This is a genomic window from Bradyrhizobium sp. LB14.3 (genome assembly GCF_040547985.1).
In the GTDB taxonomy this organism is placed as follows: Bacteria; Pseudomonadota; Alphaproteobacteria; order Rhizobiales; family Xanthobacteraceae; genus Bradyrhizobium.
Map to the genome: position 1 here is coordinate 136113 of NZ_JBEPQT010000010.1, position 23610 is coordinate 159722.

General features: G+C 61.9%; 16 protein-coding genes and 3 pseudogenes. 7 read left to right on the forward strand and 12 right to left on the reverse strand.

The features are described 5' to 3' along the window. Positions 1–11: 11 nt before the first annotated feature. Genes ABIB00_RS20185 through ABIB00_RS20210 form a run of 6 tightly spaced genes read right to left on the reverse strand, consistent with a single transcriptional unit; the run spans position 12 to position 6304 of the window. A complete protein-coding gene (locus tag ABIB00_RS20185; RefSeq protein ID WP_354105573.1) occupies positions 12–1442 on the reverse strand; it encodes an argonaute/piwi family protein in 1431 nt (476 codons plus the stop codon). Further along, the gene (locus tag ABIB00_RS20190) at positions 1439–3277 is read right to left on the reverse strand and encodes an SIR2 family NAD-dependent protein deacylase (RefSeq protein ID WP_354105574.1); all 1839 of its coding nucleotides are present in this window, start codon (positions 3275–3277) and stop codon (positions 1439–1441) included. Before ABIB00_RS20190 ends, ABIB00_RS20185 begins: the two co-directional genes overlap by 4 nt. Further along, positions 3274–4110, reverse strand: coding sequence for a hypothetical protein (locus ABIB00_RS20195; protein ID WP_354105575.1), 837 nt, complete (start codon positions 4108–4110; stop codon positions 3274–3276). The genes ABIB00_RS20190 and ABIB00_RS20195 overlap by 4 nt, the downstream gene beginning before the upstream one ends. Positions 4111–4122: 12 nt before the next feature. Further along, positions 4123–5394 (reverse strand): hypothetical protein, encoded by a 1272-nt coding sequence (locus tag ABIB00_RS20200; protein WP_354105576.1) that lies wholly within the window; start codon positions 5392–5394, stop codon positions 4123–4125. Then, positions 5391–5741: a hypothetical protein gene (locus ABIB00_RS20205; protein ID WP_354105577.1), complete on the reverse strand. Its 351-nt coding sequence runs from the start codon at positions 5739–5741 to the stop codon at positions 5391–5393. Before ABIB00_RS20205 ends, ABIB00_RS20200 begins: the two co-directional genes overlap by 4 nt. Continuing rightward, positions 5741–6304 carry a hypothetical protein gene (locus tag ABIB00_RS20210; RefSeq protein ID WP_354105578.1) on the reverse strand — a complete coding sequence of 188 codons (564 nt, stop codon included), beginning with the start codon at positions 6302–6304 and terminating at the stop codon, positions 5741–5743. The genes ABIB00_RS20205 and ABIB00_RS20210 overlap by 1 nt, the downstream gene beginning before the upstream one ends. Before the next feature lie 581 nt (positions 6305–6885). On the opposite strand from ABIB00_RS20210, the gene ABIB00_RS20215 reads away from it, so the two are divergent. The 3 genes from ABIB00_RS20215 to ABIB00_RS20225 all read left to right on the forward strand — a co-directional run bounded on the left by ABIB00_RS20215 (position 6886) and on the right by ABIB00_RS20225 (position 10886). After that, positions 6886–9213 (forward strand): hypothetical protein, encoded by a 2328-nt coding sequence (locus tag ABIB00_RS20215; RefSeq protein ID WP_354105579.1) that lies wholly within the window; start codon positions 6886–6888, stop codon positions 9211–9213. An 85-nt stretch (positions 9214–9298) separates the two neighbouring features. After that, positions 9299–9931, forward strand: a complete 633-nt coding sequence (locus ABIB00_RS20220) for a hypothetical protein (protein WP_354105580.1) — start codon at positions 9299–9301, stop codon at positions 9929–9931. Between the two features lie 154 nt (positions 9932–10085). Continuing rightward, complete coding sequence (locus tag ABIB00_RS20225; protein ID WP_354105581.1) at positions 10086–10886, forward strand: hypothetical protein; 801 nt, start codon at positions 10086–10088, stop codon at positions 10884–10886. Here the strand turns inward: ABIB00_RS20225 and ABIB00_RS20230 are convergent. Further along, on the reverse strand, positions 10852–11157 hold the full coding sequence (locus tag ABIB00_RS20230) for a hypothetical protein (RefSeq protein WP_354105582.1): 306 nt from the start codon (positions 11155–11157) through the stop codon (positions 10852–10854). The genes ABIB00_RS20225 and ABIB00_RS20230 overlap by 35 nt on opposite strands. Positions 11158–11169: 12 nt before the next feature. Here ABIB00_RS20230 and ABIB00_RS20235 point away from each other — a divergent pair, with 12 nt between their 5' ends. Then, positions 11170–14187, forward strand: coding sequence for a DEAD/DEAH box helicase (locus ABIB00_RS20235; RefSeq protein WP_354105583.1), 3018 nt, complete (start codon positions 11170–11172; stop codon positions 14185–14187). 1212 nt (positions 14188–15399) lie between these two features. Next, positions 15400–16170 carry a molybdate ABC transporter substrate-binding protein gene (locus ABIB00_RS20240; protein WP_354105584.1) on the forward strand — a complete coding sequence of 257 codons (771 nt, stop codon included), beginning with the start codon at positions 15400–15402 and terminating at the stop codon, positions 16168–16170. A 258-nt stretch (positions 16171–16428) separates the two neighbouring features. On the opposite strand, the gene ABIB00_RS20245 is transcribed toward ABIB00_RS20240, so the two are convergent. From ABIB00_RS20245 to ABIB00_RS20255, 3 genes are all read right to left on the reverse strand, one after another. Further along, the gene (locus tag ABIB00_RS20245) at positions 16429–17475 is read right to left on the reverse strand and encodes an HD-GYP domain-containing protein (protein WP_354105585.1); all 1047 of its coding nucleotides are present in this window, start codon (positions 17473–17475) and stop codon (positions 16429–16431) included. A gap of 61 nt (positions 17476–17536) precedes the next feature. Beyond that, the gene (locus tag ABIB00_RS20250; RefSeq protein WP_354105586.1) at positions 17537–17881 is read right to left on the reverse strand and encodes a PilZ domain-containing protein; all 345 of its coding nucleotides are present in this window, start codon (positions 17879–17881) and stop codon (positions 17537–17539) included. Further along, a complete protein-coding gene (locus ABIB00_RS20255; RefSeq protein WP_354105647.1) occupies positions 17878–18954 on the reverse strand; it encodes a DUF2336 domain-containing protein in 1077 nt (358 codons plus the stop codon). Before ABIB00_RS20255 ends, ABIB00_RS20250 begins: the two co-directional genes overlap by 4 nt. Positions 18955–19315: 361 nt before the next feature. Between ABIB00_RS20255 and ABIB00_RS20260 the strand changes: the two are divergent. Further along, positions 19316–20726 (forward strand): annotated as a pseudogene (locus ABIB00_RS20260) (caspase family protein). Between the two features lie 142 nt (positions 20727–20868). On the opposite strand, the pseudogene ABIB00_RS20265 reads toward ABIB00_RS20260, so the two are convergent. After that, positions 20869–22138, reverse strand: a pseudogene (locus tag ABIB00_RS20265) (IS256 family transposase). A 297-nt stretch (positions 22139–22435) separates the two neighbouring features. Here ABIB00_RS20265 and ABIB00_RS20270 point away from each other — a divergent pair. Next, positions 22436–22624, forward strand: coding sequence for a hypothetical protein (locus tag ABIB00_RS20270; protein WP_354105587.1), 189 nt, complete (start codon positions 22436–22438; stop codon positions 22622–22624). A 498-nt stretch (positions 22625–23122) separates the two neighbouring features. On the opposite strand, the pseudogene ABIB00_RS20275 reads toward ABIB00_RS20270, so the two are convergent. Next, positions 23123–23269: pseudogene (locus ABIB00_RS20275) on the reverse strand (IS3 family transposase); the annotation flags it as partial. Positions 23270–23610 lie beyond the last annotated feature (341 nt).

Genomic DNA, 23610 nt, shown 5'->3' on the forward strand with positions numbered 1-23610 from the left:
CGCAAGCGCGGCTACATGAAGAGCCGCACCGGGTAGGATTGTGGCTGTAGTTTGGGCATCCGCTTGACGATGGTTGCGAGCGTGCCCGCGAAATTCAGCGTCACCGGCAGTCGGTCGTAGGGGCCATCGTTGTTCCAATCCATCTTCGTAAGCGCGAGCGTTTCGCGGCAAAGATCGTCGATGCTGCCGAGACCTGCGTGACGGACCAGCAACAGGGGCTCGGGTGTGCCTTTGCCCTCTTTGAAATAATCCCGCCCGTTCGCGACATCCGGCAGATTTCCCTGCGTCCACAGCAGCGCTTCATTGGTGCCGAGCTGAAAGGTCGTGCCGCGGCGACAGGGATATCCGTGAGGTTGTTGCGGGCCGGCGATATACACGCCGCGCCAACCACAGCTCTGTTGTACGTGCACAAGCTCGATCGAGTTAGCGTTGGGCAGCGCGTCAAAGACCCCTTCGATCTCGTCAGTTCGAAACTCGGTGTTCTTGTGCACCACCACGCGCCGCGGCGAATCTCCGGAATGCTTCCGCTGATAAATAGCAAGGCTGCGCGCCATCACCTTCAACATCTGATCGCGGCGGAGATAAGGGTTCTTGCCGAACATATGGACGCCGTCGGCCTCATAGGCCACGAATTCGAGGCCTGATCCTTCGGCGTCGAAAACCTGGCTGCAACAGATAGCAAAGCGCTGGGCGGCATCGTCGCCGGCGCGTAGCGCATAGTCGATGCCGATAAAGGCCGTCTCGGGGTCGACGTCGGCGAGCACCCAGGGCGTTCCGCCGGCTTTCGTGTAGAGCGCGATCCCGAGCCGCCAAGCGACGCTGCACCGGCACCGATAGTTCAACGCGCTGTTTTCGCGCAGAAACTGGACGCAGATCCCTTCGGACGCAGCATAAGCCTTCACGTAATCATGGAGATCGAAGTCTTCGCCGGCGGGACCGCGAAACGCGGGCGACCAGGCTTCCTTGAGCAGAATGACCACCACGTCGAAGCTGTCGCGCGCGTTGCGAAGCGCGAAAAGCGCGCGCGTCAATGCGTCAGCTAAAACGACGTGGGGCGCCTCAGCGGATTCGATCTGCTGATCCAGGTCTCGAGACAGAACAATACGGCTGGCTGAACCTCCGCGCGCCAACCGAACGCCGAACACTTCCTCGAAGCCGGGGAAGGACGGTAGATACTGCTTCCGCTCACGCGGCTGATGGGACTGATCCAGTTCCCGCATCTGCCGGATCAACGCGTCCTCGAGATCTGCCGGCACGATGATGCCGATACGGATCGGATTTGCGACCGGAGACAGCTTTCCCTGACTATAAGGCCCAAACCGGATCAGCCCCTCCATGGGGTGGATATCGACGTCATGCGCATTGTCCGATCCGAAGCGGAGTTTTGGCTCGGGCAGCACGATGTGGCCGGGAAGGCGAAAAGGTTGCACCGCGGCGCTCATGGCTTGGCGATCCCGCTGAAGGCAGAGGTCCGCAGGATCTCGAATTCGGCGTCGATGCCGTCTGCGATGTTGAAGGTCCTGAGACGCACGCTCGGTTGGCGCCCGACAATAAGGCTGATCCAGCCGTCGAGCATAGCGTTGGCGAGGCGATTGTGCCGACGCGCCCGGCGCTCGCGGACAAACTCCCGTGTCAATTCGACCAGGTCTTCAGGCGTCTCGTCGTTGAGCCCGACGCTCAGCGTGGGCTCGATGAGGAGCCAGAGCTGGTCCAGGCGATAATCTACCCGGAGGCTGCAGGCTTCGCTCCAGCTTATGTCCGTTTGCGGCACCACACCGCTCACGCGGTCGACCGGCTTGGCCTTGTTATTGTTGAAGACCGAAGCCGGAACGGCTCCCGGGATCGGCACCAGCCGGACGCGACTGCGGTGGCGCTCGTGAGCGAGGCCAGGCCGTGTCGCGATGGCGCGGAAAAGTGCGTCGCGCACCAACGCCCGCTCGCCGCCCTCCTTGACGAGGCGTCGCGAGGACAGCGGATGTTGGTCGAACGCCTTGATCTCATAGGGTTCGAAGACTTTGCGAACGTCGGCGTCACGTCCGAACGCGAGGACGCCGTCTCGAACTCGATGCGCGATGATGTCGACACCGGCTTTGGCGATCGCTTCCTCGATTTCCTTGTCGCCGCCAATCTTGCAGTCAACGATTCTACAGAGAGCCGGCCGTGATGTGACGGCCAAGGCGTTCGTTCGGACTGCAGGCACCGCGCCGCCGATCGGTCGCGGCTTTGCGGTCGACAGGCGAGGTCGGGCCGCGCCGGCAAGTCCAGCCAGCCTGTCGGCGGTTTGCGGTAAAAAGCGCAGAAGATCCGAAAAAAGCTCATCGAAAGATTCAGACTCGACAAGGTGAGCGTCGATGCCGAGCGCTCGCGCTCGGGCGATCAGCTCCGTTACGGCTGGATACGGCGCATCTTGGCTGCGCGTGAACCAGAAGAGCCCGCCTGGAAAGCCGCGACCTGCATCGAGGGCTTCCGTGAGCGCCTCCATGATCGAGGCGTCGCGACCGCTATAGCCGATGACGGCCAGGCCGGCCCGGCCGCACGCGTCGACCAGACTGCGCCGCATTTCCGCGTCCTGCTGGCGAAGTTCCTCGTCGGTGTTTTTGAGCGCGTCCGAATGATAGTCACCGTGAAGCTTGCCGTAGACCGGCCAGCGGTTCTCATCGGCGGCACGACGGATTTTCTCGGGATCCTTTAGATCGGCGATTATCAGACGTCCGGTGCCGGCGAATCGCTCGGCGGCGGCGTCCTCGATTGTGCGGTCGAAATTGGTGGTCCAGACGATCCGGCAGAGGTCTTCGGCCATAAGCAGCGCTAGCGCATGATGGCCGAACGACGGCTTGCCGCGTGCTATGAGTTCGTCGAGATATGCGCGCCGATCGCGCGGCGCGTGGTAAGTCGCTTCGAAATAGGCCGAGTATTCCGTTTCCGAGCCGGCAGGTGGAAATCCGCCCAGCCCGTCGAAATGGGCCTGAAGCTTTCGTTGCACGGCCGGCTCACCGATATCGGTGATGGCCGACGGCGGTAGTTTCTTTTGCGAGCGGTAGAGCCGCTGCTTGAAATCCCAGATCATATCACCGGCGGTCTTGATGCCAGCCGAGCGCGATGCGCCCGCTCCCAAGAACCACATGATCTGGGCGCCCCGAAGTTGAAACAGGCGCAGGAATGCGGGTGCGTCGAGCGGCTGAATCGCTCGGCTGTCTGTCGCGAGGTCGCGCAAAGCATCCGCCGTAGAAGATGGCAGTGCACGTGCGTTACTGGGAAGATCGAGACTAATGATCATCTCCTCCCGATTAGCGCGCGCGAATCGCCGCCTTGTTCGAGACTTTTATGGGTATAGCTGCAACCAGGGGCTGAGTAGTTGTCCGCCGCTGTGCTAAAAGAGGCGGTTGCACAACGAGGTCCGTGCGCCGGTCGGCGCGGTGGGGGAAAGATTTGAACAAAGGCGCGCCAATACAGGTCGCCGCGGACTTCGAGGCGGTCGATGATCTGCTTTGGCAAGCAGTGGCCGGTCGGCTGCCCAAACTCGGGCAGGTAACGCTTTGCCGATCGGGCAGGATAGGGCCGCTGGTCGAGTTGGCGATCGCAGCAGCCACGTCGCCCGATGCCTACCGCGCGATAGCGGTTGAACCCCCGGTGTTCCACCAGATTGTCGGCGCGTTGAGCGATGGCGTAATCAGCGGCGCGGGTGTCCGTGACCGCGCTGGCGCGTTTCCATTGTCGCGTTTTGACCTCGACGACCATGGATCCGACGGATTGGTTTGGGATCAGTGGGCTAAACATGCCGAGAATTCGGCTGTTGCAGTGGGTCTTCCTCGGGGACTGGCGGTAGCGCTGATAGGGGCGCTCGGCGAATTGCAAGACAATGTCTTCGAGCATAGCGGGCGGCCGGAGAGCGGCCTCGTCGCCTATGGCGCGAGCGATGGCGCCTTTGAGTTTGTCGTTGCCGACGCGGGCCGCGGCGTACTGGCCAGCCTGCGCGAAAATTCCCATTTCGCCGGCCTCGCTGATTCCGGGGCGGCGCTGCGGATCGCTGCGTCCGACGGCGCGTCGCGGCATGCGCGGAGCACCGGTCACGGCTACGGCATTGGTCAGTTGTTTCGAGCACTGGCTCATGACGCCGCCGAGCTAAGGTTTCGAAGCGGCGACTACGTCCTGCGGCTCTGGGGCGACGCCCCGAGTCTCACCGGACAGGTGGAGCTGGCGCAGAAGGCTTGGCTGGACGGGCTCACCATCTCGGTGCGCTGCGCGCCGCAGGGGCCGGGTCGGCGGCCTCAGCCGTAAGGCGGGCTTTGCCGGCGTCTCGTAGGAGGCGCGAACCAGCGCGATATTATGAGCCAGGAGGTCGTCGATCGGCGCGCCCCTCAGCGTCGGGTATTTTGCCCATTTGACGCGGCCAGACTCCGTCAGATAGGCGCGCCGGCGCCGGATCGTTCGCGAAAAGGCCTCGGTCTCGATCAAGGTCACCTGGGCGAAGTGGCGCCGCAGCTGGGCAAGCTTGCGGCCGCCACCCCGGATGACAAGCGCAAGCGGACGTCCGACGCGGCCTGCAAGCGCGCAGAGTTCGGCGACGTGCCAGTCGATTCGTTCTCCTCGGCCGCATCCGGTGGCGAATTCGAAGGCGAGGATCTCGATCTCGGGGCGTGCAGCGATGAGCCCTGCCCATCGGGCATAGTCGTGCCGGGTGCGGCCGTTCACGTGCAAGGCAGTCGGCAGGCCCGCTGCCGCCAGCTCGGTCCAGGCCAGCAGGATGCGCTTCATCGAATGAAGGTTGTCGGTGCGCGGCACGTCGGTCAGGACGCTGTAGTTCGGCGTTGTGATCAGCGTAACGCCGAGGGCCCCCAAAGCAGCGATGATCGCGTCACGCTCTTTCAATTCCCACCAGCGTTCGATTGGGCCGTCCTTGTCGACCCCACTGACGACAATCCCCGCGCCTTCGGGGATGAGGAATCGCGCCGCGAGCTCGGCGCGGGATGTGACGTGTGGCTTGCCGGTCGCAAGGTTGACGAGTTCGTAGAGCGAGATCGCGACTACTGGCTCATCGAGCGCGGCGGCGCGGCCGTAGCGATGATCGACGAAGGGCGCGATAGCGGGCAGGTCCGGTACGCCGTTCGCCGCAACGCGCGGCGCGTTCTCGAAGCCGAGCCCGCCGACCTCGCGCATGCGGGCGACGAACTGGCTCGGCTTGAACCGGCAGACCATGTCGCACTTATTTTTGTCCTTGCAGGTGCAGAGATCTCGGCAATCGAAGATGCCGCTGCCCGTGTGGACGCCGCCGCAGCGGTCGCGTTCGAGGCAGGTCGGGCAGCCCAACGAAGGCGCATGGCGCGTCGCGTCGTCCCACAGCTTGTTCGGCTGGGAAAAATGGCGCGAAGGTTCGTAGGGCGGCCTGCGGTTCATTTGACGCTGATCTCCGCGGTGTCGCCGAACAGGCCGACGCGTTGGAGTACGCCCTCGGCGTAGCCGCCGCCGTCGCGGACGGCCGTGGTCAATTCCCGTGAAGGATTGGTCACGCGGCCGATCGCCCGTAGCCCATCGCTGATGGTGAGGCCGTCACTGCCGATTTGGACGATCAGCGTGTCGCCCGCCTTGACGCCGCAGCCGCCAGTCAATTCGGCTGTGACGGTGCGGGCAGCCTCAGACACGTTGAGGTCGAACAGGCTTGGCGCTTTCAGGCGGTCAAGGCCACCGTCCCAGCGCTTGCGCCAAGGCTTGCCGGTCTGTGAGCGGAGGTAGTCAAGGCCCATCAGGCGATCTCCAGAAGCGGACTGAATAACTTGGACTTGCCCTGCTTGCGTTCGACCAGCAGGCCCTTGGTCGCCAGCGCCGATAGCCGGTTGTTCCACGCGGTCGGTCCGATGCCTTGGTCCGCGAAGCGAGCGGCGAGCTCGGGAGCGGTGATCGCGCCGAGTTCGATCACCGCATCGAAAGTCGATCGTTGAGCAGGATCGAGATCGCCGATTAGCCGAGCGCCGACGACGTGGTCCTTTGCATCGAGGTCGCAGCTCCAAATGACGTCGCCACGCGCCCGGACGAAAAAGTCCAACTCTTCGGCGACGGAAGGAGCCATATTTGCGACGACGGGATAGACCGTGGGCAACGACTGCCGGGCGTAATCGCGGAAGCCGATCACCGCCTCGCGCAGGAATGACGCGGTAGCCACTTCGATGCCGTCGAAGTCGAGGAAAGCAGGCGCAGGCGCTTGCGTCGAACGCGTCGCCGCGATCAGTGCGCTCAGCACTTTGCGCCCGGGAATGGCGCCCGAAAGAACGGTTTTGCCGCCGCTATGCTCGATCAGTCTATGCCGCAATTTGCTATCCTCACGTCGTGTACGTGAAGATGGTGAGCGAATCCGTCGCCGTCAAGGGTATCCGGGAATGCGACGCCGTTTTCCCCAGCTCGCTGGACCCCGACCGCCCGCCTCTTGCCGACAGCCCATTCTTGAAAAGTGTCAGAAAAGATCATTATCATCTCGCACCTGGTTCACCGTGCCGGCGTCTCGCAACGCGCCGCCAAGAGCTTCCGAGCGGTGGGGCACAAATTCATTCCCGTAAACTGGCGTCCGTAGCGAAACGCTGGATGAAGCTCGAGCACACGGGCGGCGGCAGCCCTCGCTTCGTCCAGCCGGCCTAGTTTGGCCAGCGCGGCGGTCAATTGCACATGGTGCGGCGGTCAATTGCACATAGTGATGCTGTGTGCCGGATTGGCTTAGACGGATTTGTAGGCCGCACGACAAGCTTCCTCGTAGCGGCCGCGCACAGGAGCCCAAGACTGTAGGACGGCGAAGGCGCCGCTGACGCACGGCCATTGTTCCCGGTTGTTCCAGAATCTTGTTGACCCTCCGCCTGCGCCGTCTATAGAAAGCCGTCGGAACAATCAGGAACAAGCGTCATGGCCTTGCAAAAATACACAGCATCGAAGAGCCCTACCAAGGAGGGGGCTTGGGTCATCAGTTTCCGGCATCCGCTCCGGAAGGACGCCCGCGGCAAGCAGGGCCGGAAGATCCGCCGTGGTCTCGGAACCTCGGACGAGGCCCCCGCGCAGGCGCTCGTGGACGAGATGAATGTTCTGCTCGGCGATCCGGCATGGCACAGCATCGCCAAGAGGGCGGATGCCGAGCGCCGTTTCGACCCTGTGATTGTCCGCGCCTTCTATGACGACATCGAAAATGCGGCGTCGAACACGTGGGAGATCAGGAACGAGGTTCTGCCGCTGCCGTCCGCCGAGGAAGGCTACTCGAAGGTTCTGATGGTCGGCACCACCGGTGCGGGGAAGACGTCCTTGCTCCGGCACCTAATGGGCTCCCATCCGGAACGAGACCGCTTTCCTTCCACGTCGGCCTCTCGGACCACGATCTCCGATATCGAGGTCATCACCGCGGCAAGCGCGCCATACCGGGCCGCGGTCACGTTTTTCAATGAATGGACGGTGCACACAAATGTCCATGAATGCGTTGCCGACGCCTGCGCCGCGCTTTGGGATGACCTGAGCGATGACAAGCTCGCGGAGAGACTGCTGACGCACCGGGATTTGCGGTTCCGGCTCGGCTACATTGTCGGATCATGGCGCCAGTCCCCGCGCGAGGCGGCGAAAACGGAGTCGGACTGGGACTACGATCCGGACGCGCCACAGGCCGATGAGCCGCCCGATGAGCCCGACGCCACGCTGCCGTCCGCCGCTGACATCAAGCGGATGCAGGATGTTCTGAAATCATGGCTGACGCGCATCAGGGCGCTTGCCGGCGAGGCGAAAGAGCGCCTGCAAGCCGAACTCAATGTCGATCTCGGTCTACTCGCTGCGTCGGACAAGGAAGCGGCACAGGACCTTTTTGAAGACTTTGTCCAGACTCTTTCGGATTTCGATGATCTCGTAAATGACATCATGGACGAGATAAGACTCCGCTTCGAGGTCATCGCCTCGGAACTCCGTACTCACGGAAGCGGCTGGCCGCTCGCTTGGGAATACGCAGGCGAGAACCGCGATGCTTTCGTGCGGGCGGTGCGTCGCTTTTCATCGAATTACGCTCGGGCGTTCGGCACGCTGCTGACTCCTCTGGTCGATGGCATCAGGATTAGTGGGCCGTTTACACCCGCGTTCACCACGCGCAATGCCCGTCTCGTCCTGCTCGACGGTGAGGGGTTGGGTCATGTCGGCGACCCTGCTGCCGGCGTTGCATCCCGCGTCGCGCGTCGCTTCAACGATGTTGACGTGATTCTGCTCGTTGACTCCGCGAAGGCGCCGATGCTGGAGGCGCCGGCGTCCGTCCTTCGCGCTGTCGCGGCGAGCGGATTCCAGAAAAAACTCGCGCTCGCCTTCACCCATTTCGACCTTGTGCGAGGGCAGGCCAATTTGCCGACCTTTGAGGCGCAACGCGCGCATGTCCTTTCATCCGTGCATCAGAAGCTCGCCAGTTTGCGGGAGATCGTCGGCCTGCCAGCAGTGCGGGCGATCGAGCGTGAGCTGGATGAGCGTTGCTTCATGTTAGGTTTTCTCGATCGCACGCTCACGGAGAAGAATCGCGGCCCTGCGGCCGAACTGGGGAAGATCCTGGATTTTTGCGCATCCGCCATCGCCCCTGTCGAGCCACCGCTGGTCGGCCCGGTGTACGACACGGCCGGCCTCGTGCTCGCGATCCAGGCTGCGAGTGTCGATTTTCATGCCCGGTGGAACGCCATTCTTGGCTTCAACAGGTCGGGCAACATCCGCACCGCCCATTGGGCTGAGATCAAGGCTCTTAACCGCCGCGTCGTGCTCGACATCAACAATGGCGAGTACAAGGATCTCAAGCCAGTCGCCGATTTTGTTGCGCGCCTGTCGGAGTCGATTACCAAGTTCCTTGACCGGCCGATCCGCTGGCATCCGGCGGCTCCTTCGGAGTCCGAGGCCGACGAGGCGCTGGCGCGGGTCCAGCGGCAGGTGTTCGCCCGCCTTCATGCCTTCGTCGACGAAAAGATTCTGCGCATCCCGCGCCAACGATGGATGGAAGCGTTTGAATATCGGGGACCTGGCTCGACATTCAGCCGCGCCAAAGTAATTCAGACGATCTACGATTTGTCCGCGCCTGTGCCGGGACCTGCGCTCGATCCTCTATCCGAACATTTCCTGCGCGCAGTCCGGCTGCTGGTGCACGAAGCCATCCGCGAGGGCGGTGGAGAACTGGTCAGCGACATTCCAACACCGTCGCCCATTTCCTCAGTCTCCGGCCGGAGGGCGTTATGACAGCTGGCCATGACCAAGGCTTCCGCGTGATCCATGAGGATCGTCTTGTGGCGTGGGCGTCCGGAATCGCAACAGAGGCGCCCATATGGCTCGAATCGTCCTGCAGACGAGGCGAGATCGCCGGAGCTTCGATCGCGGCGAAGCCGTGCAACGCGCCGGCGGGCCCATGAAAATCGCCTGTGTAGGATGGGGGTCTTTGGTCTGGAGTCCCGCCGATTTGCCCATCGTCGGTGGATGGCGCCTGAATGGCCCGGCGCTCCCGGTCGAATTCACGCGCCAATCGAAAGACGGGCGCATGACGCTCGTTATCACCGACGGCGCTAAGCCGGTGACCGTGTTTTGGAGCGAGCTGGAAGCGACGTCGCCGGACGAGGCACGCAAAATGCTCGGCGCGAGGGAGGGCGTGCCGAACGCAAATATCCCGTCGTCGATTGGCCTGTGGCAGTCGGGCGCGTCAACCGCGGATGCTGTCGCGAGCGTCATTGCGGATTGGGCCGTTGCGGCGAAGCTCGAAGGCGTGGTCTGGACGGCGCTCCCACCGAAATTCGGCGTGAAAACGATCACGCCATCCGCCGATCAGGTGATTGCGTATCTCGCCGCTCTTCAAGGAGAGCCGCGCAGGCGCGCCGAAGAATATATTCGTCGCGCGCCTTTGCAGATCGCGACCGCTTACCGGCAACGCATCGAGCGCACGCTCGGCTGGATATCGGTTGCATGAGCGACCAGGTCCACGAGCTTATGCAGGATCGAATCGACCGCTATTTCTCGTCGATCAATGGCGCAAGCCGGTCGAGCCTTTGCTCCTTGAGACACTGAGGGTGATCGACAATGTCCTCTGTCAGGAATTGTTCTATCTGCGGGAGGTTGGAAGTATGCCGCTTGCGCTGACGTCCGTAATTCACGGCAAGCTGTGTCATGGCTCGCGTTGGGTGGTAGCGAACGGGGACGACCTCGCGGTTAAGGTCGCGCAGCTCGCCTTGGGTCAGTCGCGCCACGTCGCCGCCATTCTCGCCGGTATCGACAAAAAGGCGCCCGCAACTCGCGCCGACGCGGCCAAGGGCGCGATCAAGCTGCTGACTGTCGAGGACGGCAAGGATCCCTATCATCGGGACGGCTGGATCTTTCAGGCGATTTCCTGGATCGCGGCGCACCGCCATGACGCCGGCGCCGTCGTGCGTGCCCCCCACGCCATTCTCGCGCACAAGGGCTTCGACGGAATGCAGCTGAAGCTCGATGCGGCCGGAGAAGAGATCGCCGCGGTCGTGATCTTTGAGGACAAGGCAACGGTGAACCCACGCTCGACGATTACCGGCGACGTCTGGAAAGGCATTCGCGCGCTGGAACGCGGCGAACGCATGCCCGAGCTCATTCAGGAGACCGGCGCGATCCTTGGGGCGAACCAACTGCGCTTTGCCAAGATGGACATCGACGCGGCGGTCGAGACCATTCTTTGGGATGAAGCCCGCTACTATCGCGTCGCCATCACCGCCGACAACAGCCATGACGACGATGACGAGCGCGAATCTCTCTTCAAAGGATTCGACAAGGTGGCTCCGGGCGGCCGCAAACGGCGCCAGGCCGAAACCATGTGCATCCCCAAGCTGCGCGACTGGATGAAGGAGTTCGCGGCCAAGACAATCAAGCACATCGAGAAATGGCGCGACGATGTTTGATCCCATCACCATCGACTTGATAGCCGGAGCCCCGCCGCTCGAAGCGCTCGATCTGGAGGAGCTGCCGCGCCGCTTCACCAATGTCTTCGCCGAGATCGTCGCCGCGCGCGTGCGGCTGCGGGGCGCAGCTGCCGCTGAGGACCGCAGCGAGGCACTGGTCGGGCTCCTCGACGAGATGCGGCGCTTGGCAGCGGCGCAAGAGCTGCTGGTCGCAACCGCGCCCGAACGCGCCGACCGGGCGGCCGCCGCCTTCGTCGCCGGCACCGCGCATCAGCTTTGTCTGATGGCCGAGGTCGTTGCCGCGGACGACGAGAAGCGGGCACCCTATATCGACGCCATCCGCGTGGCCCCCGAAATTTGCGGCACATTGCTCTTCCTGATCGCAGATTCACAGAGCGATGCCGCAGAAATGGCCAAGCGCCTGGTCACCGATGCTGAAGACCATGGTGCGGAAGCGCGGCTCATTCGCGCGATCGGCGATCTTGCGGCAGGTCGGCTGCGGTCGATTATCGATAATGACGGCGATCTCGACTATGAACGCCCGGCAGATCGGAGCGGCGCGGGCCGCGCGGTCGACGCCTTGCTGCGGCGGCTCCACGCCGGCGTCATCCAGCTCGCGCGGGAACTGCTCATCCGACCGGCCGACGATCCCGAAGCGATAGCGGTATCCGAGGCCCAGACGATCTTCGCCGAGGTCGGAGACCTATGCATCGCGTCGATCGAAGGCGTATTTGACGTCGACGGGCCGCACGCTGTCAGCGTATTTCCGGGCCCGCTTCATCTCGCGAAGCTTCTGCTCGCTCTATCCGGTGACTTGGCGGAAGCGGCCCTGTGCCGCGTGCGTGCTCCGTCGGGCGTCGATGGGAGCCAATGGTGGCGCATCATTCGACGTGCAGCGAACAAGCGCCCCTATCTCTGGCGCAACCACCGTGCCGCGCTCGACAAAGGCTATCTCACCAAGGGCACGTCCGCCGCCATCAGCTTCCCGACTGGCGGCGGCAAATCCACCCTCGCCGAACTCAAGATCGCGGCAGCGCTTCTTGCCGGTGGCAAGGTCGTCGTGCTTGCTCCGACCCTCGCTCTGGTTGATCAGACCGCCTTCACGCTCTCGAACGCTTTCATGGACTTCAGCGTGTTCGGCGATCTCGACGAGGAGATCACCTTCTCCGACGCAATCGTGCTACCCGAGATCATTGTCACCACGCCCGAGCGGTGCCTGATGCTCCAATCGATACAGCCCGAAGCCTTTGCGGACGTTGGGCTGGTGATGTTCGACGAGTGCCATCTCCTGCACCCGCGCGAAGCGGACCGCAGCCGGCGCAGCATCGATGCAATGCTCTGCCTTTTGAACCTCACCCATTCAGCGCCGGATGCCGACCTGTTGCTAATCTCGGCGATGATGCAGAATGCCGAGGAAATCGCCGGATGGGTCGGTGAGCTGACCGGCCGTCCCTGCCTGCCGCTTGATCTGGCGTGGAAGCCAACGCGTCAAGCGCGCGGCTGTGTCGCCTACAGCGCTGATCGTGTCACCGAACTCGAGAAGTTGCTCGCCACTGAGCGGGCGAAAGCCACGACGAAGGGCGTCCCGACCAAACTCAAGGCGCAACTCGACGCACAGCCGTTCGCCTTTTTCTGCCTCCGCCAGACTTGGGCGACGCGTAAGCGCAGCGACTATGCGTTGATGGCCTTGCTCGACGAGCCCGTCCTGTTTGCGACGAGTACGAACAAGCGGACCAAGGACTGGTATCTCACCCCCAACGGTAACAAGGTCGCCGGGACAATTGCCGCGGCGGCGGCCGAGGACGGTCTCAAGACCCTGACCTTCGTCCAGAGCACTATCGCTGCCGAGTCCACCGTGCGGCATTTTCGCGAGCTGCTACCCAAGCGCCGGGTGGTGTTGACGGATGAGGAGCGCGCTTGGCGCAAATTGGTCGAGGAAGAATTGGGCGGGCCAGATCATTGCTATCTGAAGCTCGACGCTAAGGGGAGGGTAGACGGCGGCGCTGCCAGCCATCATGCCCAGCTTTTGAAGCAGGAGCGCCTGCTGCACGAATCGTTGTTTAAACGCCGTGACGGCATTGATGCGCTGTTCGCCACCTCGACGCTCGCACAAGGCATGAACCTGCCCAGCGACATCGTGCTCATCGCGGGCGACAGCCGCTGGGACGTAGAAGGCGACAAGATGAAGCAGCTTGATGCCCATGAGCTGCTTAACGCTGCGGGGCGCGCGGGCCGGGCGGGCGAGGGCGGCCAGGGCTTCGTTCTCGTCGTCCCAAGCAAGGTCATTAACATCGACGACGCCAAGAACAATATCGCGAGCCATTGGATGACACTCCAGGGCATCTTCTCGCAATCGGACCAATGCCTAACGATCGACGATCCGCTGACCGCCCTGCTCGACCGCATCCATAACGGCCTGCACGAAGGGAATGAGGACTATCTGCTTTCCCGCCTCCCGGTCGGCGACGACGACGCGCCCGACGAACCCGCTACCGCAATGATCCGGCGGTCTTTCGCCGCCTATCGCAAGCGGCAGGCGGGAAAGGAGAAATGGATCGAGAGCCGGATCGATTCAGCCTTGGCACGCCGTAAAGAACTTGCGCCCGAGCAAGAGCTCACTTGGCTGGAACGCGTCGCTGCGTCGGCGGGATTGCCCTATGAGGTCGTCGCCAGCCTCACTGCGTTGGTAGAGGCCGGAGCCTTTGCGGGCACCGCGACTGACTGTATCGCCGCTCTGTTCGCTTGGATCGAGAAGCAGCCGGAATGGCTGCTCCAGCTGATCCGGCCCAACGATATCGAGGGGCTATTCGGCACCGACTATCGCGCTCTCGACGGCGACAAAAAGAAGGCGAAGCACGCCCTGCCAGTGCTTAAAACTCTCCTCACAGCGTGGATGGCCGGCAAGCCACTGTGCGATCTCGAGCGGGCGATGGGAACCGCCAAGAAGGATATCAAGACCTGCGAGACCGCGCGCCACTTCGCGGTGCGCCTGGCTGCGGACTTGGCGTTCGTCGCAGGTCTACCGGCGCGGATCCTCGCAGCCAAGGCGCTTGCTTCCGGCGAGGAGTTCCTTATCCCGACCACTCTGCTCACCTTGAGCGGCGCCGTGCGCAAAGGATGCGCGAACGCTGAGCTGCTCGCCAATGCCGTCCACTTGAGCGATCATTCGCGACCGGCCGCGCGTTCCGCCTTCGCCAAAATCGAGGCGCTCATTCCGGTGGGCGACAACCATGAAAGCTTCGAAGATACGCTGGCCCGCGTCCGGAAGGCACATGATCTCGCGCTATTCGACGATCTATAGTCAGCGGCTCAACCGACTGTCCGTTGCCGCCTTCGGCCACTACCTCATGCAAGCGCGAATGCTTAGAGGCATGAAGTGTCGCGCGGAGGACTGACGTCCGATAACCTAGAATACAATAGAGCACTCTGGCGTAGTTTGCTTTTCAATTGACATCGATTGGTCTCGAACGGTCGACGACCACGCTGGCGCGGCCTACTTTGCCGCACTCTATACCCAGACCGACAGCCAGAACGTCAAGGCATCCGCCACCTACACCGCCCAACAAGCTACGGAGCTGCCTGATGTCCGCGCGATCGAGGAGCCGACGCCAGCCACGACTCTGTCACCGATGCCTTCGATTGCTCTAGTTCGACGCGTGCGGAAACGAAGCCGACGCCAACGCGACGCTATCCGGAGAAGACAAGCGACCGCGTCGTAACAAACCCAAACTATGGACGAGTTTGGGCATTCGGAAAATGCGGAGATATTCCATAATCTATGTTATGCGAACTACAATTCAGTAATAATTTCAAATGGATGGACTTGGTTAGTCCCATAACGTCTTACGCCATGTGCTCGGCAGGCTTCTCGCTCGGTTGCCGAAAGCTTCTGTCAAAGTCGCGCCGATATTCCGAGCTCCGATAACCCCGCTCTGCATGGAAGGTCCTTTCGTGGACGTGACCGAGTGCCCGCTTCAATCGCCGGCCGGCGAGCGAATATCATGCGGTCGTCGAGTTCTAGTAGCAGCCATTGCGCGCTGGCACGCTGTCGCGATGCTGCGGCAATTCCCCAGACCTCCTCTTCTAAACCGCTTCGTCTCGCGTCGACAACTATGCCGCCCATAAGGTCCTAAGCTTCAAGCGTGGCTCGCCTCGCGGTCCGCGTTGGCACGTTCACGCGGCGGTGCTGACTGCAGGCAGAATTGTCCCTGTGCTTTCGACGTCTGTTGCGGCTCAGCCAGATTCGCGAGCCTTTCCGGCGAAGCGGGTGAAGGCACGGAAATCGTCCGGCTATCCCTCGCAGCGCACGCCATCCGGCTTGTGCCCGATATCAGTCGTTAAAGAACTTCCGGGTCGGTGGCGGACTGAGATAAATTTGATAGAAGAAGTGCCGGCGATGCAATTTATATTGATTCTAGGCTCACCTCGGTGCCATCGGCCGCACATTCCAAACTCTCACTAAGCTGCGTGCGCAATAGAGCGGGCAGTTCAAAGGTTCTGAGGGAGAGAGAAGATGAATGGGCGCATCATACTGAGATTCTCAGCAAAACTTGTACTTGGAGTTGCCTTTATCGGCGTCACTGGGTTTGCCGCCAGCGGTGCCGAAATCAAGCTTCTATGCGCCGTGGCTTTGCACCCGGCGATCGACGTACTGGTCCCGGATTTTGAAAGATCCTCGGGACACAAAGTAACCGTAGCTTACGGAAATGCGGGCGCTATCGCGGACCGTTTTCAAAAGGGTGAGGCTGCCGATCTTGTGATAAACGCTGCGCCACTGATGGGCCAACTTCGAGCGCAAGACAAAGTCATGGCGGGCGACCGCATCGTCATCGCGAAGGTCGGTGTTAGTGCCTTTGTGCGCAAGGGTGCCGCGAAGCCCGACATCAGTTCAGCCGACGCCTTCAAACGTGCGATGTTGGCCGCAAGCTCGATTACTTATCCTGATCCGGCCGGTGGGGGTGCCAGTGGCATCTACATGGCCAGCTTGCTCGAACGATTGGGCATCGCTGAGGAAATGAAACCCAAGACCAAGCTCTCTCCGCCCGGGAAAGTGCTGTACGCAAGCGTTGCCAGCGGCGACGTTGAGATCGGGTTCAATCAAATCAGCGAAGTCTTGGCCCAGCCATCCGTCGAGTTCGTTGGCCCGTTGCCGTCGACGATTCAGAACTACACCCAATTCGCCCCTGGCGTCGTTACCGGCGGCAACCAGACTGATGCCGCAAGAACGTTGGTCACATTCCTTACCTCGCCTGCCGCCCAGACCGTTAAGAGCAAAGGGGTTTGAATAGGAGCGAGTGGCGCGCCACACGGCTGCGCGCCTTCGGAGACTATTTTTCCTCCCAATGGAGATGTCCGAGTTGGGTCAACCGCGTCGGTTCGCCCCTCGGCCGGTGACTTCCGCTTTCCGCTGGACTCCAGACCAGCGGCTGCACCGCGCGGAGGGACGCGATGGGCCAGAAGCCGAAGTGCATGGAAATGAGACCGTCTCCGATCACGCCTTGAGTCGAGAGTTGGAGTATCCCTGCATAGGTTTCAGCAGAATTCATCTCGTAAGCGCAACATGCTTGAAGGAGGCCACTAGCGCCCTCTCCAGCTTTCCCCTCATGCCGCAGAGAATCTCGTATGCCGCCGCGCGCGGCATTGTCGGCTTGTACGGCCGGTGTTCGATCAGCGCCGCAAAGATATCCGAAATGGTGAGAATGCGAACGATGTCGGTGATGTTCTCGGCGCAAAGGCCGTCAGGATAGCCGCTGCCATCGAGATATTCGTGATGGTGCCGGACCGCATCGAGGACTTCAGGTGAGATGTCCCTGTGCCCCTTCAGCACATGGTAACCCGTCGCCGGGTGGGTTTCGACCAACGCTCGCTCGTTGTCGTCGAGGCGTCCTGGCTTGTCCAGGATCGCCAGGGGCACCCTCGCCTTTCCTATGTCGTGGAACATGGCAGCAGTGGAGAGCCGTTCAATGTCACTGTTACGGAAGCCGAGACTGAGGCCGAAATCGACCGCGACGCCGGTCACGAGCAGGCAGTGCTGGAACGTTCCCTCGTGATGGCGCCGCACAGTGGCCAGCCAATCGGATAGCCCATGCTCGGAAATTCGGTTGGTGATCTTGCGGCCGGCCTCTTTGGGACCGGCGACGTCAACCCGCTCCCCGAGGGTGATCGAGGTGAACATCGACGCAATGGCGGTTGCTGCGGCCTCAACCGCATTGTCAGGCTGCGAGATGCCGCTCGTCGACCCAGTTTCGTGGCCTGGATCAGCCAAAGCGGCCAGGAGCTTGGTCACGTCGATCTTGCCCGGCAACACCAACGTTGCGCCCAGCGCATAAGCTTGCGAGATGCAAAAGTGGGAGGTTTGCTCGACGAGGAAGATGCGCTTCTTTGCTTTGGCGAACCGCGCAGCTCTCCTTTTCAGTGCGGCAATGTTTTCGACCGCCCGCAGGTCGGCACGGACGACGACCGCAGCAGCAGCGTGCGGAAGCTTTGCTTCTACATCGAGCCGCTCGCCGGCAACGGTGAACTGCCCTCCAAAAAGCGAGCTGAGCCCGAAGAGCTTCTCGGAAGTGTCGGCCAATACGTGCACGAGCATGACTGGTGCCTGCGTTCGTCGGGTGCCGGTCCGAATGGGCCGGTGGTGCAAGGTTATTGGCTCACTTCGATGACACTGCTCGGCTCAAGTTGGTTTGCACGCCTCTGTGGCTCGCTGTCGTTTGGGCCTTCTTGCCATTTGCCTGGATAAAGTGGACGCCAGCCGTGGTTCCGTCGATCCAGACCAGCTCGCAGCGTCGATAGGCCAGTCCCGTCGACGACAGCAGCATGAAGAACTCCTTGGCCGAAAGAACATCGAGCGTCCCTTCGACTTCGATCTTGGCGCCGGTGTTCGAGATATCGAGCAAGACGCAGCTTCGCCGCCAAGTGCCGTCGGAGCCCATCAGGTTCACGGGCTGTCTGTTGTCCATGCGCACCCGAGACGCCTTGCGACCGTGGAATTTCATTGGTTTCCTGCCGATCTTGCAGTACGACCGTGGGCGCCGGCGGACATTTCTCCCCAACGAACGGACCATTGGCTGGTCGAGAGATGAAGCGCTTCAAACAGCTCCTGAGCTCGTGCGCGTTCGCCTAATGAAAGCCCCGCGCCGCGAGTGTTGAGGACGGCTAACGTGGTCTGCCAATTCAAGCGCGATGCCCGGCACGCCATAACCGGACCTTCGTAACCGGACTCTGCCATAACCAGCTCGATGGCCTCAATCGGTGCTCCCGACAGCACCGACAACGCCGTGAACAGGTTGGCTCTCTCACGCCGGATCGCGAACCGATTGACAGTCGAGTCGCTCAGCTTTCCGCTCCGATTGAGCGATATGATCTCCGGCCTCGCAGCGGCGTACTCAGTGTCGTAAGGTCGCTTCGCTGTCGCTAATACTTGCGAGGAAGCGGTTGCGTTGGAAGCCTTATTCGCTGGCCGTGGCGATGCCGACAGCAGCTCCCGAACCACCATGTCCGGGGTGTCTGGCCTCAGCGTCAGCGCTTTCATGATCTCGTCGTCCTCCACAGCCCTACGGACCAAGTTGGCATAGGCCGCGCCTGAGAATTCAGCGCCCGGATTGCTGATGACGGCCAGACAAGTCTTGCTGCTGCCGCGCTGCAATATTGCCTCAGTCACTGGGCTTTCGATCCTGCGCCGGCCAGCAATGGCGAGAAGGTGATCCTCGCTGCCGGACGTCGCGATCGCCACGAGATCAGCCGGCGATAGGGCGGGAGATTTCATAAGGATCGGGACTGCGACCGCCGGATCGCCGCACGAGGCGAGACGTCGCAGGGTCTTCATCGGCGCAGTACCCAGCTCGGCGAGCGTCGTGCTGAGCTCGGCGAGCGTACCCGGCGCAATCCGCCGGGCTAAGCGCATTAGAACGTCGTCAAGCAGGCCGACCTGCGGCTCTTGCAATCGGTTATTACCGTCGACGAGCAGCTCGGTGGTGCGCCAGAGCATGCGCGCACAACGTTCGGATGAGCTCCCCGCGATGGTGGCATCCAACTCAGTAATGAGATCGGCCGCAGAAATTGCCCTCATTGGCTGGCCCAGATTCATTTAATATCGAAGGTATTACGCGCTAAAGTTGTTAAGATACCTTTTATGCGACACCTGACATGCGTGCAGTATGTTCTTATTCGCCTGAACAGCGCTTCGCTTCAGCACCGCTTCGTCGCTTGACCTTGGCGCTTGGCGGTCGCGTTCACGAAGAATAAGCTTGCGCTTCCGGGAGAGCGCGCCGCCAGTTCGATGAAGGCCCACGATACCGGCGTGATTTAGATCACAATCCGCTCTCCGGGATCGGTTCAGTATTGCACTCAACTGTCAGGTTGGCGGGAATGGAGCATCATTTGCAGGCAAGCGAGGAGACAAGATCATGCGCTTCTTATTTGCAACATTCGTGCGCTTTTTCATCGCAACATCAACGGCAGCAGCTCTTCTAGCGAGCGCGAATGCAGCCCTTGCTGAGAAGCGCGTCGCCTTCGTCGTCGGCAACGGCGCCTACAGGCAGGTGACGCCATTGCCCAACCCGCCGATCGACGCCAAGGCAATGGCGGCGACGCTGCGCAATGTCGGATTCGAGGTAATCGAAGGCTCGAACCTCACCCGCGATCAGATGACGGCCAAGCTGCTGGACTTCGGCCGCAAAACACAGGGCTCCGACGTCGCAGTGTTTTATTATGCCGGCCACGGCATCGCGGTTGACGGCAGCAACTATTTGCTGCCCGTCGACGCCGACATCAAGTCCGAGATGGACGTCAAGCTTGGCGCGGCCATCAACATCGACCTGACCCTCGACCAGACCATGAGCGCCGCCAAAGTCAAGCTGGTGTTTCTCGATGCCTGCCGAGACAATCCCTTCGCTGCCAAGATCAAGGCCAACTCGACGACCCGTGGCGTCAACGTGCAGAGCGGCTTGGCCGAAATGAAGTCCGGCGAAGGCACTCTGATCGCGTTTGCAACTGGCCCAGGCCAAACAGCGCTCGACGGCCAGGAGGGCAACAATAGCCCTTTCACCCGCGCGCTGATCGACAACATCACCAAGCCGGGGGTCGAGATCCAGCAGGCCATGACCTCAGTCCGCGCGCAGGTCAACGAGGAGACGCAAAAAGGTCAGCTTCCCTGGGGCCACACCAACCTGATCGGTGCCGTCTACCTCAATCCAGCGCAGCAGACCCAGCTTGCCAACGCCACACCGAGCAACTCCACCAGCGCACCGGCCACCAACACCAGCGGTCATTCCGACGGTATCGAGCTTGAGTAGGCGCTCGGTGAAAGAGACCAACAAGCCCGAAGAACTCAACGCATATATCTCGGCATACCCAAACGGTCAGTTCAGGGCGTTGGCGCTGGCGCGGCTCGCGGACATCGAGAACGGCCCGTCGACCACTGCCCGTAACCTTACCTCCGGTGTCGATCCTGCCACCTTCACCGATGATGCCAGCCAGCTCACCGAAGATCAGATCGGCCTCGACAAGGGTCAACGCCGCGACGTGCAGCGTCGTCTCAACGGGCTCGGGTTTGACATCAAGGTGACGGGTGCATTCAACGGTGATACCCGCTCGGTACTCAAGCGATGGCAGGCCGCCCGCGGCTATCCGTCGACCGGCTATCTCAACAAGCTCCAGCACAAGGCGTTACTTGGGGAAATTGTTGCGAGCAACTCGGGAAGCAGCGACGAACCTTCCGAGGACAAGCCCGCCCGGTGAGCGCGCCGGGGCGGTAGCGGTAGCGGTGGCAGTGGTGGCGGACCGTTTGCCGGTCCGGGGCAACTTTTCGGGGGTATGATGCACGGTATGTTCCGACGGTAGCCCGTGATCAACAAGTCCAGGTTGAAATTCTAAGACCTTTGCAAAGTGAGGGACCCAATTCTTGGGTGAGCTTGCGCCGCTAGAAATGGGGATGTCCCGATCGGTGTTGAACTACGTCGGGCCGACGTTGCCGGAATGAATGTTACGCTGCCCTCGTGAGGTGGGCAACGGGATTGATCGTCATGCGATTGTGGCGAGCTTGAAGGGCCGCACGCAGAACCGACAATTGCTTACGCGCCTTCAATCGTCGGAAGCCCTTGTTGGCTTCGATCATGCCGGCCGCGACCCATCGCAAGGCCATACCGGCATCGCGCCAGCGTTTGACGTTGCGCGTGACGCGGCGAATGGTGCCCATCATGTTCTCGGCGATGTTGGTGCAGGCGAGCGATCGACGAAGCTCCTTCGGCAGCTTCAACGGGACGACAGTCAGGATTTCGTCGAGGCCTTCGAGGATGCTCGCCGCTACGCCGGGGCATTGCTGGTCGAGTCGACGCGCGAGATTGCGGATCAATTTTCAGCCTTGTCGGCGTCATCGAGCTCCCAGGCCTGGCGCAGCACCCGACGGGTGGCCGCATGATGGTCTTTCGGCAGGCGTTCCATGATGTTGCGCGCCTTGTGGATCTGGCAGCGCTGGATCGCAGCGGCCGAACCGAAGGTGCGGCGGATCGCCTTCGACAATGCCTTCGCGCCGTCGGCGATGAACAGTCTTGGCACCGTCGGGTCGAGCCCGCGCGAGACCAGGTTGTCCAGCAGGGCCTGAACCGTTGCGGCATTCTCGGTCGCCCCTTCCACCAGCGCCAGCGGATGCTTGTTGCCTTCGCCGTCAACCCCGATCGCGGCCACCAGCACGAGATCGCCGCCGAGATGCAGCCCGTCGATTTGGACCACCGGAAGGTCGAGCGCGGACAAATCGGCAGCCATGAAGTCGGCCAGCCGCGCCGCCGACAGCGCGATGAAGCCGCGAGGCCGCCGACTTCGAAATCCCCGATCCGGGCGGTGCCGGCACGTCACCCTCGGGCAGCCGGACAGCGCGGCCGAACCGGCGCGTCGACACATTGATCAGCATCAGGTTAATCGCCCAGCGACCGAGCCAGTCCTCCTGCGCCGCCGTTTCCCAGCTCGGGATCGTGACCTCGCGGCCATCCACGCCCCGGACCCGCGGGCGCTCGACCTCGATCTTGCCGCCGTGGAAACCAATCCCTCCCCGCGTTCGGCCCCAACGGTGCGCCCGCCGCGCCACATCGCGACCGTGGCGCGGCCCGCAGGCCGCCGTCATCCGCCTCCATCATCGTGCTGAGCGCCTCGATCCCTGCCGCAAGGCAGAACCGATCGAAGCTCGCTCGCACTTCCGCAAACGCTTCGTCCACAGCCCCGGTCGCCGGCCAACCAGCCGGTGTGATATCTCTCGTCATGGCGTTGCTCTCCTTTGTGGAATCAGCACCCCGAGCCTACCGGCTCAAGGTGGGCAACGCCGACCTCTTCAGAAATTCAAGAGAACCCGGGGCATCCCCCTAGAAATTGAACTCTGTCAGTGGATCCGGTGGGGAGACGAGATTGGACCGCTGGCAGCCATTGCCGACACGATGACGATCAAGTTCAGTGTTAACTGGCTGATGTCCTGCGGCCCGCTCGCTATTACCTACTTGTTAGTTTGTAGATCGCAGTCGTTGTGCTAACAGCGCCGTCCCTCGAAGAACTAAGGAGCTAACTTGAAACGTCCTGCCAAGAAGAAGAAGCCGACGCGCCGCGAGTGGACACCCGCTGATTTACGGTCGCTCAAGAAGTACTCGAAGGATCGAACGCCAGTCCTGAAAATCTCGAAGGAGATGAAGCGAACTATCGGTTCTCTGCGCCAAAAGGCCCTCGTGTTGGGCATCGGCCTGGGTCACCAACGCTGACAAAAAACAGAGCTGCGCAGCGAATATGCTGCGCGGCCTGCCCTTGAACTATACTTTCGGCGGTGTCCACTTCGTGCGCTCAGCGGGTTGCGGCAGCATTGCGGCGTACCGCTCACCCTGCTCTACCATGCGCGCGACTGGCGAGCCCGGTGCAACGTGCGGCAAGAGCCCGCTCGCGACAACGCTGCGGCTAATCGCGTCTAGCTTCACCGCTGCTTGATTGGGCGTTTCTGCGAGTGCGTTCAGTGCTTTAACTACGTCGCGATCAGTCATTGCCGCTCTCCGCGTTGTCCGCGTCTCACGTAAACGGCTTGGCGCCGTTGCCGGTGCGCAGATAGTTCGTCGGCACTTCTTTGCTAAACCGCTCGCCGTCGGCGTAGCACCGAGCTGAGCCAACCCCGATGCAGCTCGCAAGCAAAGCAGTGATCGTCTCCAGGGCGTCAGCGACGCGTTCAAGCTGAGGCGCGGCGGCGGCGATCGTTTCAATTGCTTCGGCGGCACAGTCTGCGGCGTGCAGCCGATCTTGGCCGCGATTGTCCTCACTGCCGCCCAGCGCGACGGGTGCTCGCCGGCGTGATCCAAAACCATCCGAACCGCTCGGGTCCGGACCTCGGGTGAAAACTTGATCGTCGTCTTGCTCGTCATGGCTCCGTCCTCTCAGGAGTTGGAGCCTCCGGCAAACCCGAGACGGTTCACCGGCCTAGCTAGGGTCTGTACCTAATGTGCCCATTCTGATTCCCGTGCCCAACAGTGATTCGGACGGGGCTTCGATGCGCAAAGGACTGTTCTGGCTGAACGACAAGCAGTGGGTTCAAAGAAAGCCGCATCTGCCGACGAACCTGTCAATCGGCGTTCGACTGGGACCCCCTATCGGCACTGCGTTCCGAGAGCGCACGAGACGGCTTCCTGTGCCCGTTGATAGATGGCCGCAGCGAACGTCTCCGGTGGGCTAGATAAGCAGCGCCGCGTAACGTGATCGTTCTCCG